At 61.5% G+C, this 12,770-nt stretch carries 11 protein-coding genes; 6 read left to right on the top strand and 5 right to left on the bottom strand.

The window, feature by feature from the left end:
- The first annotated feature begins 13 nt into the window (after nucleotides 1-13).
- Entirely contained in the window at nucleotides 14-865 is an 852-nt protein-coding gene (locus K0H47_RS11135) for a DUF1989 domain-containing protein (RefSeq protein WP_003210853.1), read from the top strand.
- Between the two features lie 30 nt (nucleotides 866-895).
- On the opposite strand, the gene K0H47_RS11140 is transcribed toward K0H47_RS11135, so the two are convergent.
- Genes K0H47_RS11140 through K0H47_RS11155 form a run of 4 tightly spaced genes read right to left on the bottom strand, consistent with a single transcriptional unit; the run spans nucleotide 896 to nucleotide 5,370 of the window.
- A complete protein-coding gene (locus K0H47_RS11140) occupies nucleotides 896-1,873 on the bottom strand; it encodes an ABC transporter permease (RefSeq protein WP_219272633.1) in 978 nt (325 codons plus the stop codon).
- The gene (locus K0H47_RS11145; RefSeq protein ID WP_219272634.1) at nucleotides 1,870-2,862 is read right to left on the bottom strand and encodes an ABC transporter permease; all 993 of its coding nucleotides are present in this window, start codon (nucleotides 2,860-2,862) and stop codon (nucleotides 1,870-1,872) included. Before K0H47_RS11145 ends, K0H47_RS11140 begins: the two co-directional genes overlap by 4 nt.
- Nucleotides 2,849-4,384, bottom strand: coding sequence for a sugar ABC transporter ATP-binding protein (locus K0H47_RS11150; protein WP_219272636.1), 1,536 nt, complete (start codon nucleotides 4,382-4,384; stop codon nucleotides 2,849-2,851). Before K0H47_RS11150 ends, K0H47_RS11145 begins: the two co-directional genes overlap by 14 nt.
- Nucleotides 4,384-5,370 carry a sugar ABC transporter substrate-binding protein gene (locus K0H47_RS11155; protein ID WP_063030410.1) on the bottom strand — a complete coding sequence of 329 codons (987 nt, stop codon included), beginning with the start codon at nucleotides 5,368-5,370 and terminating at the stop codon, nucleotides 4,384-4,386. The genes K0H47_RS11150 and K0H47_RS11155 overlap by 1 nt, the downstream gene beginning before the upstream one ends.
- A 264-nt stretch (nucleotides 5,371-5,634) precedes the next feature.
- On the opposite strand from K0H47_RS11155, the gene K0H47_RS11160 reads away from it, so the two are divergent.
- The 5 genes from K0H47_RS11160 (at nucleotide 5,635) to K0H47_RS11180 (ending at nucleotide 12,574) form a co-directional block, all read left to right on the top strand.
- Nucleotides 5,635-6,021, top strand: a complete 387-nt coding sequence (locus tag K0H47_RS11160; protein WP_219272639.1) for a cupin domain-containing protein — start codon at nucleotides 5,635-5,637, stop codon at nucleotides 6,019-6,021.
- A 68-nt stretch (nucleotides 6,022-6,089) separates the two neighbouring features.
- Nucleotides 6,090-6,500 (top strand): DUF3757 domain-containing protein, encoded by a 411-nt coding sequence (locus K0H47_RS11165; RefSeq protein WP_219272640.1) that lies wholly within the window; start codon nucleotides 6,090-6,092, stop codon nucleotides 6,498-6,500.
- Between the two features lie 225 nt (nucleotides 6,501-6,725).
- Nucleotides 6,726-7,967, top strand: a complete 1,242-nt coding sequence (gene mexE, locus K0H47_RS11170; RefSeq protein WP_219272644.1) for a multidrug efflux RND transporter periplasmic adaptor subunit MexE — start codon at nucleotides 6,726-6,728, stop codon at nucleotides 7,965-7,967.
- A gap of 15 nt (nucleotides 7,968-7,982) precedes the next feature.
- Entirely contained in the window at nucleotides 7,983-11,162 is a 3,180-nt protein-coding gene (locus K0H47_RS11175; protein WP_063030419.1) for an efflux RND transporter permease subunit, read from the top strand.
- On the top strand, nucleotides 11,159-12,574 hold the full coding sequence (locus K0H47_RS11180) for an efflux transporter outer membrane subunit (RefSeq protein ID WP_017479681.1): 1,416 nt from the start codon (nucleotides 11,159-11,161) through the stop codon (nucleotides 12,572-12,574). The genes K0H47_RS11175 and K0H47_RS11180 overlap by 4 nt, the downstream gene beginning before the upstream one ends.
- A gap of 6 nt (nucleotides 12,575-12,580) precedes the next feature.
- Here the strand turns inward: K0H47_RS11180 and K0H47_RS11185 are convergent.
- Nucleotides 12,581-12,770, bottom strand: a 190-nt coding sequence (locus K0H47_RS11185; RefSeq protein WP_219272645.1) for a hypothetical protein, incomplete at its 5' end; no start/stop codon positions are given.

The raw sequence follows: 12,770 nt of genomic DNA on the forward strand, positions 1-12,770 counted from the left end.
GCGAGGACCCACCATGTACAAGGACTACCCAGCGGCCTACCAAGTCAGCAAAGGCGCTGCCTTGCAGGTCGACAAAGCTTTCTATGACCGCGTGCGCGAGTCTCGGGATGGGCGCACCCTGATCGAACAATTTGAAGTGCCGATCCGCACCGGCCGCGCCTGGAAAGTACCGGCCGGCCATGTATTCCGCGTGACCACCCCGGTGGGCCCGCAGGTCGGCGATTTCAACGTGTGGAGTGCCAACGACCCCCGCGAACGCATGTGGGCGGCGCGTACCCGCCAACTGCAAGGCGCTCACGTCACTACCTATGACCGCCTGTGGTCGAACCTGCCGTTTTTGCGGCCGATGGTCACCATCACCGATGACAGCCTGGCCGACTACGGCATCGACGAACACGGCGGGCGCCTGCACGATTTGCTCGGCACGCGCTGCGACCCTTACGTGAACAAGATGCTCACCGGCGAAGATTTCCACCACCACTGCCACTCCAACCTGACCCGCGCCGTGCTGCCCCATGGCCTGACCGAGTTCGACGTGCACGACGTGCTGAACATTTTCCAGTGCACCGGCCTCAATCACGACGACATGTACTTCATGAAAGCCTGCCCGGCCAAGCAGGGCGACTACCTGGAGTTCTTTGCCGAAATCGACCTGCTGTGTGCCCTCTCCACCTGCCCCGGTGGCGACCTGTCGCTGCCGATGTGGGGCCCGGATGCGGAAGATCCGCTGAAGGTCTGCCGCCCATTGGGCGTTGAGATCTACCGCCTCGACGACGCGCTGCTGGAAGGCTGGAAACAGCCAGAGCGCGCCGCCTATAACGGCAACCATGGTCTGTTGATTCCCAAGGCGGACTGGGAAAAGTAACGGCCGGATTGAACCCTGGGGCGCCGTGCCTCAGGTATTCTGGGCGATCCTGCGGCTGATAAAGCTGAAGGCCAGCACCACAAAAATCAACACGCCGGTGGCCACCTGCTGCCAGTAGAAATTCCAGCCGATCAACAGCAAGCCATTGGCGATGACGTTGATAAACAGCACACCCAGCAGCGTACCCGGAATATTCGCCCGGCCCTGGCGATTCAACGTGGTGCCGATAAACACCGCGCCAATCGCATTCAGCAAGAATGCATTGCCCGACAGCGGCACATAAGCGCTCACCGTCGAACTCAGCAGAATCCCCGCTACCCCGCACGCCAGCGCCGCCGCCAGCACCGTGGTGGTGACGATGCGGCGCACCAATAACCCCGAGTAAAACGCCAGCAGCGGCTGGGTGCCCTGGGCCAGCAGTTCGCGCCCCAGGCGCCCACGGGCCAGCAGCAGGCCGTAGACCACTGCCAATACCAGCACGACCAGCAACGGCAACGGCACACCCAACGGGCTGACACTTGCCAACTCCGGCTTGAAACCCTGGGCGATGTAGATCGGCTGGCCGCCGTCCGAGAGCAACTGCTGGGCACTGGTGCCGATAAACAAGGTGCCCAGGGTGGCCAGGAACGGGCTGATCCGCAGTCCCGCGATCAAGCCGGCATTGAACAGCCCTACCAGCAGCCCGGCAGCCAGCGCACCGGCAATCGCTACACCCAGCCCGTGCCCGGCGTTAAGTAACACCACAAAGCTGAAGCTGGCAAAGTCCAGCGCGGTGCCCACCGACAGGTCGATGCCACCGGCCGCCACCGCGTAGGTCATGCCGATGGCGACAATCGCCAGCAGCACGAAGTTGTTCAGCACCAGGCTTTTGAGATTACCGCCACTGAGGAACCCGGGGGCCTGCCAGGCGAACACCACGACGATGGCCACGAACACCAACGGCAACGTCAGGGGCAGCAGTGAACGCCACCCACCGCCATGAGCTTGTAGCGTTGAAACCCGACTCATGATTGCTCTCCCCGGTTCAATGCACTGGACGCCGCAACCACCAGCAGAATCAGCACGCCCTGCACACCGTTGACCCAGAAACTCGACAGGTTGAGCAACTGAAACCCGTTGATCAGAAAGCCAATCAACAGGGTCGCCAGCAAGGTGCCAGGAATGCTCGCCACCAGTCGCCGGGAGAACACCACCCCGAGAAAGGCAATCGCCACAACCGACAACAGCATGTCACCGGAACCGGTGGTGCTGCCGCTGAAAAACGCCGCTGAACACAAGGCTGCCACGGCCGCACACAACCCCGACAGCAGATAGCTGGAAAGCACATACGCCGGCACTCGAATACCGGCGGCCTCGGCGGCGTGCGGGTACTCTCCGACGGCATGCAGACGCAGTCCGTAGGCGGTGTGCTGGATCAGCAATGTCAGCACGAAGCCTGTCACCAGCAACACCCAGGCGAGCGCAGGCACGCCCAGCCAGGTCCCACCGCTGAGCAGGTCGAGCAGCGGTGAGTCAGTCGAGACCACGGTATTTTCGGTCAGGACCAGTTCCAGGCCGGCCAGTACATTCATGCTTGCCAGGGTCGCGAGCAACGGTGGCAAACGCAGTACCACCACGGCCAGGCCATTGAGCAGGCCCACCGCCAAGCCACATGCCAAGGTCAGCAGCAGGCTGGTCCAGAGGTCGAAGCTGGCGTTGTTGAGTCGGCTGAACACGGCGGCGCACAACCCCAGGTTGGCCGCCAGCGACAGGTCAAGCCCACCGGATACCACGTTGGAGCCGCCGCCGATGATCACGCAGGTCAGGCCGAAGGCAAGCACCCCCAGGATGGCCGACTGGCTGAACACATTGGCGATATTGCCCATCGACAGGAAGTTGGGTGCAGCAACGGCAAAACCTAACAGAATCGCGAGGAACACACCTGCCGAGCCACGTCGCAACAACAGCACCCATAAACGCTGGGAGAAACCAGGAGCAGCGGTTTCAAGCAGGGACATGGGCCACCTTTCGAGTCGCTGGCAAGGGTGCCGTGGCGTGAACCGCACCTGTGGCACACGCCAGCAGTTGATCACTGTCCGCTTCGCCGGCCTGGAATTCGCCGGCGATTTCACCACGGTGTAACACCAGGATGCGGTCGCAGATTCCCAGCAGCTCGGGCAAGTCCGAAGACAGCACCAGCACCACAGCGCCCTCTTCCACCAAACGCCCGATCAAGCGATAAATCTCGACTTTGGCGCCGACATCCACGCCCACGCACGGCTCGTCCAACAGGTACACCGCCGAACGGCGGCTCAGCCATTTGCCCAGGGCGACTTTCTGCTGGTTACCGCCGCTGAGTTGGCTGACGGCGGCCTGCGGCCCCGGCGCCTTGATCGCCAGTTCGTCGATCAGCCGCAGGCTTTCGGCCTGCTCCTGGCGCTGGTTGAGCAAACCCCAGCGGCTGAAACGCCCAAGCCCGGCCAGGGTCAGGTTTTCCAGCACCGAGAGCAGCGGTGAAATCCCTTGGCTGCGGCGCTCTTCCGGCACCAGGGCAATCCCTTGGGCGATGGCGTCACCGGGTGAACGCAGGCGCAACAAACGGCCTTCCAGGTGGATGCTGCCGCTGTCGGCATGCACCACGCCAAACAGGGTCTTGAGCAAGTCCTTGGCACCCGACCCGACCAGCCCGGTCAGGCCGACGATTTCGCCTCGGCGCAGCTCCAGGTCGATTTCTCGGTAGCGCCGGGCCAGGCTCAGGGAGCGCACCTGCAGCAACGGTTCACCCAGTTCGACCTGAGCCTTGGGATACATGTCCTGCACCTCACGGTTGACCATCATCCGCGCAATCTGCGCGCTGGAGGTATGCCGTGGCTCTACCACCGCCACATCACGACCATTGCGCAACACCGTCACCTCATCGCAGAGGCTGTCGATTTCCTGCAGGTAATGGGAGATATAGAGGATCGACAACCCCTGGTCCCGCAGGCGCTTGACGATCCGCAGCAGTTGGTCGACCTCACGCTTGACCAACGCCACGCTGGGCTCGTCGAACACCAGGATCTTCGGCTGGCGAATCAGCGCCCGGGTGATTTGCAGCACCTGGCGCTCGGCGCTGTTCAGCTCGCCCACCAGCGCGCCGACCGGCAGTTGCAGTTCAAAATATTCCGCCAGCAGACGATCGGCCTCGCGCTGCTGCCGGCGCCGATCCACAAACGGACCACGACGTAATTCATGCCCGAAGAACAGCGCTTCGCCCACAGTAAAACTCGCCGGCAACAACCGCTCCTGATGGATGAACTGCACGCCCAGCGCGTCCACCTGGCGCGGCGACAGCGCGGCATACGCCTGGCCGTCAATGCTCACCTGCCCCGAGTCCGCCTTGTGGATCCCCGCCAGGACCTTGATCAAGGTCGATTTGCCGGCCCCGTTCTCGCCCACCAGACCGTGAATGGTGCCGCGTTCGACTTTCAGGCTCGCATCATCCAGCGCCACGGTGGCGCCAAAACGTTTGTGCAGGTGCTGCAAGTGCAACGCGGCCATCAATCACCCCGCAGTTGCTGGACCTGCGCCAGGTTGGCCGCCGTGGTCAGCAACGTCGCGACGTGAGTTTCCTTGGGCAGGTCACGCTGCCCGGCCAGGTAACGGGCCACGTTCTGCACCGCGGTCTTGCCGATCAGCGCCGGTTGCTGGGCGACCACCGCGCCCACCGGTGAATTGGCCTGGCCCAGCAGCTCCAGCACTTCCGGCGTGCCGTCCACACCGTAGGTCTTGATCTCGGTGCGCTTGGCATCGATCAACGCCTTGCTCGCCCCCAGTTGCGGAATGTCCCACGCCGCCCAGATCGCCGAGACACTCCCGGCCGGGTACTTGTTGAGCAGTGCGGACACTTGGGAATACGCATCCTGCACGGTGTTGGGGATCACATCCCGCAGCTCCGGCTCGATGATTTCCAGTTGCGGATGATCCTTGAGTGCCAGCTTCAACTGGTCATAGCGAATCGCGCACACCGGCACGCCGTAGAAGCCATTGAACACCAGGATCTTGCCCTTGCCGCCGGCATCCTTGATCAGTTGGTCGGCCAGGACCTTGCCGGTGGCGACGTTATCCGAGGTGGTGTTGTTGAGGCTGTACTGCGAAGGCGCATCGATGGTGAACAGCGGGATGCCGGCCTTGCTGATGCGCTTGAGCCAAGGGTCGATCACGCTGAGGGTGCCGAGGGTCTGGATCACCGCATCGGGTTTCTGGGTGACCACGGTTTGCAGTTGGGTTACCAGGTTCTTGTCATTGCGCCCGGCGTCGAGGGTGATGGGCGTACCGCCGAGGCGCTTGATCTCGTCGACCTGGGCCTGGAACGCCTTTATATCGAAATAGTGACTGGTGCCGGTCATGCTCACGGCAATGCGCTTGCCGGCCAGGGACGGTACCGCGTCGTCGCCCTCGGCGGCCTGGGACAGGGCGGCGTGGCCCAGCAACAGCGCTGCGCCAAGCCAGATGAAACGGGAACGCGAGAAAAAAGTGCAAGGCATACAGGGCTCCGCTGAGCGACGGGTGAAAGGGTTCACCTGTGTATTGCAGAGCCCATGCCATAAATTATTTTCAATAAAATCAATGCGATAAAAACAACGGGCGATGTTGTGCTGTCTCGAGCAAACCACAACTGTCCGACCGCTGTTGCACAGCCAACAGTTGCACGCCCCCCAGGACCATCGCGCGCTGCACGATCATTCAATATCCGGCCGGCCGTTGGGCCTAACTTAAGGCTCCAATGTCCTGAAACCCTGGAACCTACAATGCCTGCTAGCCAAGCTTCGACGAATTACGCTTCGATCAACTTCGCCCAGAAGTACGCCCTGTTCAGCGAGCAATGGGCGCCCAAGGTCGTCGCGCAGATGAACGACTACCAGTTCAAGGTGGTAAAGATTGAAGGTGACTTTATCTGGCACGACCATGCCGACACCGATGAAACCTTTATTGTCCTGGAAGGCACCCTGCGCATCGACTTCCGCGACGGCGCCGTGACCATCGAGCAAGGGGAAATGTATGTGGTGCCCAAGGGCGTCGAGCACAAGCCGCACGCCTTGGGTGAGGTGAAGCTGCTGTTGATCGAGCCCTGCGGTGTGTTGAACACCGGCGCCGAAGGGGGTGAGCGCACGGCGATCAACGACGTGTGGATTTAGCACCGACCGGCGTTGCCTGTTTGGGCTAGTCTTCACATCACTGTTTCTCCAGGCCAGGAGCACGCGTGATGAACAGGCAGCTCAAGAAAACCTCAGCCCTCGTGATGACCCTGATGGCGTTGGCGGGCAACGCCTACGCCGGCACTGCCGCCTGCCCGCCCACCGATGCCCTTAAAGACGCGTTCAAAAAGACGCCGACCGGGGAAGTGGTCGCTTACACCGCGTCCGGCCCGGGCGGCCAGCAATGGACCGGGCAAAACCCTCTGACAGAGCAGAAGGAGCTGCACCAGGTCCAGTTTGAAAAGGCGGTGATCCAAAGCAGCCAGGGTCAGTCGTCCGTGACATGCCACTACCTGGACCAGAACCATGAGCACGTGAGCATGACCCTGAAAAACCCGGTGGATGCCAAGCCGGTCGGCAGCGCATGGGCAGGCAACGAATGCACGGCAACCAACCCGGCGCTCTGCACCTTTGAATAGCAAGCACGCCAGACAGTTTATGGGACATGCTGTTCCTTGCATCTTGCGCAACAGTCCTTTGTCATCAATCGCATTGATAGCTCCCTAACGAAACCTGCATGCTAGAGGGCTCGCTTTACGCTTATATCATTCCGAATGATAGTTACCTTTGTTTCATTCGATTCGTGAGATAGCACCCTGCCGAGCATGATCCGCCCATCTTAAATACATTGGCGGATGCACCTCATGGAACAGTCACTCAAACATTTGCGCTATCCCTTGGCCATTTTGGCCGTGATGGTGATGAGCGCCTGCGGCAAAGCGCCCCAACAGGCAGCCGCCATGCCACCAAGCCACGTCAGCGTGGCCAAGGTGCTGGAACAACCGGTCAACGAATGGGACGAATTCACCGGCCGCCTCGAAGCGCCGGAAACCGTGGAGATCCGTCCGCGCGTGTCGGGCCAGATTGATCAGGTCGCCTTCACCGAGGGCGCGCTGGTCAAGAAAGGCGACCTGCTGTTCCAGATCGACCCTCGCCCATTCCAGGCTGAGGTGCGCCGCCTCGAAGCACAACTCGCACAAACCAAGGCCGCGGCCACCCGCAGCGATAACGAAGCCCAACGCGGCGAACGCCTGCGCCAGAGCAATGCGATCTCCGCCGAACTGGCCGACTCGCGCACCACCGCTGCCCAGGAAGCCCGCGCCGCCGTCGCCGGGATCCAGGCGCAGTTGGACCTGGCCAAGCTGAACCTGAGCTTCACCCGCGTCAGCTCGCCCATCAGCGGCCGTGTCAGCCGTGCCGAGATCACCGCCGGCAACCTGGTCACCGCCGATGTCACCGCGCTGACCAGCGTGGTGTCCACCGACAAGGTCTACGCCTACTTCGACGCCGATGAGCGTGTGTACCTCAAGTACACCGAACTCGCGCGCCAGGGTCGCCGTGGCGCCACTACCCCGGTGTACCTGGGCTTGTCCAATGAAGACGGCAACCCGCACCTGGGCCAGATGAACTTCGTCGACAACCAGGTCAACCCGGCCACCGGCACCATTCGTGGTCGCGCTGTGTTTGATAACAGCAAGGGCGAATACACCCCTGGCCTGTATGCCCGCTTGAAGCTGGTGGGCAGCGGCACCTACTCCGCCGTGCTGATCAGCGACGAAGCCGTGGGCACCGACCTGGGCAAGAAGTTCGTACTGGTGATGGACGGCGACAAGCCGGCCTATCGCGCCGTGGAGCTGGGGCCGAAGATCGAAGGTTTGCGCATCGTGCGCAGCGGCCTGACCAAGGACGACACGATCATCGTCAAGGGCTTGCAGCGCGTTCGCCCGGGATCGCCGGTTGCTCCGGAAACCATCCCGATGGCCAGCAAGGAAACCCTCGCCGCCTTGGCACAACAACGACAAGCGCTTGAAGCCAGCAACCTGGAGCAAGTGGCGCCGGATAAAGCCGCGCCCAAGCTCGCCAGTGTCGCGACTCCACGCGGTTAAGGGATACGACTCAAGATGAATTTTTCCAAGTTCTTCATTTCGCGGCCGATCTTCGCAGCGGTGCTGTCGCTGCTGATCCTGATCGCCGGCGCGATTTCACTGTTCCAGCTACCAATCAGTGAATACCCGGAAGTGGTGCCGCCGACCGTTGTGGTCCGTGCCAACTTCCCGGGCGCCAACCCCAAGGTCATCGGTGAAACCGTGGCCGCGCCTCTGGAGCAAGCCATCACCGGCGTCGAGAATATGCTGTACATGTCCTCGCAATCGACCGCCGACGGCAAGCTGACCCTGACCATCACCTTCGCCCTGGGCACCGACCTGGACAACGCGCAGGTGCAGGTGCAGAACCGGGTAACCCGGACTCAGCCAAAACTGCCCGAGGAAGTGACACGCATCGGTATTACCGTGGACAAGGCCTCTCCCGACCTGACCATGGTGGTGCACATCACCTCCCCCGACCAGCGCTACAACATGCTGTACCTGTCCAACTACGCGATCCTGAATATCAAGGATGAGCTGGCACGGCTGGGCGGCGTGGGTGATGTGCAGCTGTTCGGCATGGGCGACTACTCCTTGCGCGTCTGGCTTGACCCGAACAAAACCGCTTCGCGCAACCTGACCGCCACCGATGTGGTAACCGCCATTCGCGAGCAGAACCGCCAGGTGGCGGCCGGTGCCTTGGGCGCGCAACCTGCGCCGAATGACACCAGCTTCCAGTTGTCGGTCAACACCCAGGGCCGACTGGTCACTGAGGAAGAGTTCGAGAACATCGTCATCCGCGCCGGGGCTAACGGCGAAATCACGCGCCTGAAAGACATCGCGCGGGTTGAGCTGGGTTCCAGCCAGTACGCCCTGCGCTCGTTGATCGACAACCAGCCGGCCGTGGCGATCCCGATCTTCCAGCGCCCGGGCTCCAACGCCATCGACATCTCCAATGAAGTACGCGCCAAGATGGCGGAGCTGAAACAGAGCTTCCCGGAGGGCATGGATTACCGCATCGCCTACGACCCTACCGTCTTTGTGCGGGGTTCCATCGAGGCCGTGGTTCACACCTTGTTTGAAGCACTGATCCTGGTCGTGCTGGTGGTGATCCTGTTCCTGCAGACCTGGCGCGCGTCGATCATTCCACTGGTGGCAGTGCCGGTTTCGTTGATCGGTACGTTTGCGGTGATGCACCTGTTTGGCTTCTCGCTCAATGCGCTGTCGCTGTTCGGACTGGTGTTGGCGATTGGTATCGTGGTGGACGACGCCATCGTGGTGGTGGAGAACGTCGAGCGGAACATAGAGCTTGGACTGGAACCGTTCCCGGCCACCGAAAAGGCCATGAGCGAAGTGACCGGCCCGATCATCGCGACCGCGTTGGTACTGTGTGCGGTGTTCATTCCAGCGGCCTTTATCAGCGGCTTGACCGGGCAGTTCTATAAGCAGTTCGCCTTGACCATTGCGATCTCGACGGTGATTTCGGCGTTCAACTCGCTGACCCTGTCGCCCGCCCTGGCAGCGGTCTTGCTCAAAGGCCACAACGCGCCGAAAGACGGCTTCTCCAGGTTCCTCGACAAGATGCTGGGCGGCTGGTTGTTCAAACCGTTCAACCGCTTCTTCGACAAGGCCAGCCATGGTTATGTCGGCACCGTACGACGGGTGATCCGCGGCAGTGGCATCGCGCTGTTCCTGTACGCCGGCCTGATGGTCCTGACCTGGATGGGCTTTGCCCACACGCCTACCGGTTTCGTACCGGCCCAGGACAAGCAATACCTGGTGGCCTTCGCGCAATTGCCGGACGCCGCGAGCCTGGACCGCACCGAAGACGTGATCAAGCGCATGTCGGACATTGCGATGAAACAGCCGGGCGTGGAAAGCGCGATCGCCTTCCCCGGCTTGTCGATCAACGGTTTTACCAACAGCCCGAACAACGGCATCGTGTTCGTGACCTTGAAGCCGTTCGATGAGCGTAAAGACCCGAGCCTGTCTGCCGGTGCGATTGCCGGTGCACTGAACGGCAAGTACAGCAGCATCCAGGAAGCCTACATGGCGATCTTCCCTCCGCCGCCGGTACAGGGCCTGGGTACGATTGGCGGGTTCCGCCTGCAGGTCGAAGACCGTGGCAACCTGGGTTACGACGAGCTGTACAAAGAAGTGCAGAACATCATTACCAAGAGCCGTGGCGTGCCTGAGTTGTTCGGCCTGTTCACCAGCTACACGGTCAACGTGCCCCAGGTCGATGCTGCCATCGACCGCGAAAAGGCCAAGACCCATGGCGTGGCGATCAGCGACATCTTCGACACCCTGCAGATCTACCTGGGTTCGTTGTATGCCAACGACTTCAACCGCTTCGGGCGCACCTATCAGGTCAACGTGCAGGCTGAGCAACAGTTCCGCCAGGATGAAGACCAGATCGGCCAGCTGAAAGTGCGCAACAACAAAGGCGAGATGATTCCCCTGGCGACCTTCATCAAGGTCAGCGACACCTCGGGCCCTGACCGCGTGATGCACTACAACGGCTTCATCACGGCCGAGATCAACGGTAACGCCGCACCGGGCTACAGCTCCGGCCAGGCCCAGGCGGCGATCGAGAAACTGTTGAAAGACGAACTGCCCAACGGCATGACCTACGAGTGGACCGACCTGACCTATCAGCAAATCCTCTCGGGCAATACCGCGTTGTTCGTGTTCCCGCTCTGCGTACTGCTGGCGTTCCTGGTACTGGCCGCCCAATACGAAAGCTGGAGCCTGCCACTGGCGGTGATCCTGATCGTACCGATGACCCTGCTGTCAGCCATCACCGGGGTGATTATCTCCGGCGGCGACAACAACATCTTCACCCAGATCGGCCTGATCGTACTGGTGGGCCTGGCCTGTAAGAACGCGATTCTGATCGTCGAGTTCGCCAAGGATAAACAGCAGGAAGGCCTCGACCCGCTCGCTGCGGTACTGGAAGCCTGCCGTCTGCGTCTGCGGCCGATCCTGATGACCTCGTTCGCCTTCATCATGGGTGTGGTGCCTCTGGTGATGTCCAGCGGTGCCGGTGCCGAGATGCGTCACGCCATGGGTGTGGCGGTGTTCTCCGGGATGATCGGCGTGACCTTCTTCGGTCTGCTGCTGACGCCAGTGTTCTATGTACTGATCCGCCGGTTTGTTGAACGCGGTGAAGCGCGCAAAGCGGCCAAGGCCTTGAAGCTGGAGACACAGCAATGAGCGTGAAAGTATTTTTACCGAGCTTGCTGGTACTGGCGCTGAGCGCCTGTGCCGTGGGCCCGGACTATAAAACCCAGCCTCTGGAGGCGGCCAACGTAACGGCCGCCGCCGACGCCAAACAGTACGACCACGCGAAGTTCGAAGGCATCTGGTGGCAGCAGTTCGAGGACCCGACCCTTAACCAGTTGGTGACTCAATCCCTGAACGGTAACCGTGACCTGCGGGTGGCATTTGCCCGCCTGCGGGCAGCCCGGGCGATTCGTGACGACGCCGCCAATGACGTGATGCCGGTGATCACCAGCCGCGCCAGCAGCGACGTGGGCAAAGGCCAGATTCCGGGCCAGACCACTAAACGTGTCAACAGCGAGCGTTATGACCTGGGCCTGGACATGGCCTGGGAAGTGGACTTGTTCGGGCGGATCCGCCGCAACCTCGAAGCCAGCGACGCTGACCAACAGGTTGCCGAGGCCGACCTGTATCAACTGCAAGTCACCATGATTGCCGAGCTGGTGGACGCTTACGGTCAACTGCGGGGCGCGCAACTGCGCGAGAAAATCGCGGTGGCTAACCTGAAGAACCAGGAAGATTCGCGCGGCATCACGGTCAGCCTGCGGGATGCCGGTGTGGGCGATCAGCTCGATGTGGTGCGGGCCGATGCGCGGCTGGCGGCTGTAGAAGCCAGTGTGCCGCAGCTGCAGGCTGAGGAAGTGCGCGAGCGTAATCGTATCGCTACCCTCCTCGGCCAGCGTCCGGACAAGTTGACCGTGGACTTGAGCCCGAAAGATTTGCCGGCGATTGCCAAGGCCTTGCCGATTGGTGATCCGGGGCAATTGTTGCAACGTCGTCCGGACATTCTCAGTGCCGAGCGTAAGTTGGCAGCGGCCACGGCGCGGATTGGGGTGGCCAAGGCTGATCTGTTTCCGCGGGTGAGCCTCAGTGGGTTCCTCGGGTTTACCGCTGGGCGTGGTTCGCAGATTGGTTCGGCGGCGGCGAATGCGTGGTCGCTGGGTCCAAGCATTACTTGGGCGGCGTTTGACCTGGGCAGTGTGCGGGCGCGGTTGCGTGGTGCGGATGCCGAGGCGGACGGTGCTCTGGCGAGCTATGAGCAGCAGGTGTTGCTGGCGCTGGAAGAGTCGGAGAACGCCTTCAGTGATTACGGTAAACGCCAGCAGCGGTTGGTTTCGCTGATTCGTCAGAGTGAGTCGAGCCGGGCTGCTGCGGATCTGGCGGAGATTCGCTACCGCGAAGGGACGGTGGATTTCCTGGTGTTGCTGGACGCACAGCGTGAGCGTTTGGCCGCCGAGGATTCGCAGGCTCAGGCCGAGGTGGATCTGTATCGGGGGATTGTCGCGATTTACAAGGCGTTGGGGGGTGGGTGGCAGCCGAGTACCACCATTGCCAGTGCCAAGTGATTTGATTTAAAGAGCTCCTTTGGTTGGTCGCATCCAGCCAATTTTTAGCCCCGTGCCGTCATTCGGTCGCGGGGCTTTTTTTTGCTCGTTTGTGGTGGGTACATATCCGTTATTTCGGTCAGGGCTGCTATTGGTTCCGCTCTTACAGCGGCTCACTTTTGAAAAGCGCAAAAGTAAGCAAAACGCTCTTGCCCCA

The organism is Pseudomonas sp. Xaverov 83, from assembly GCF_019352905.1.
Lineage (GTDB): Bacteria > Pseudomonadota > Gammaproteobacteria > Pseudomonadales > Pseudomonadaceae > Aquipseudomonas > Aquipseudomonas yamanorum.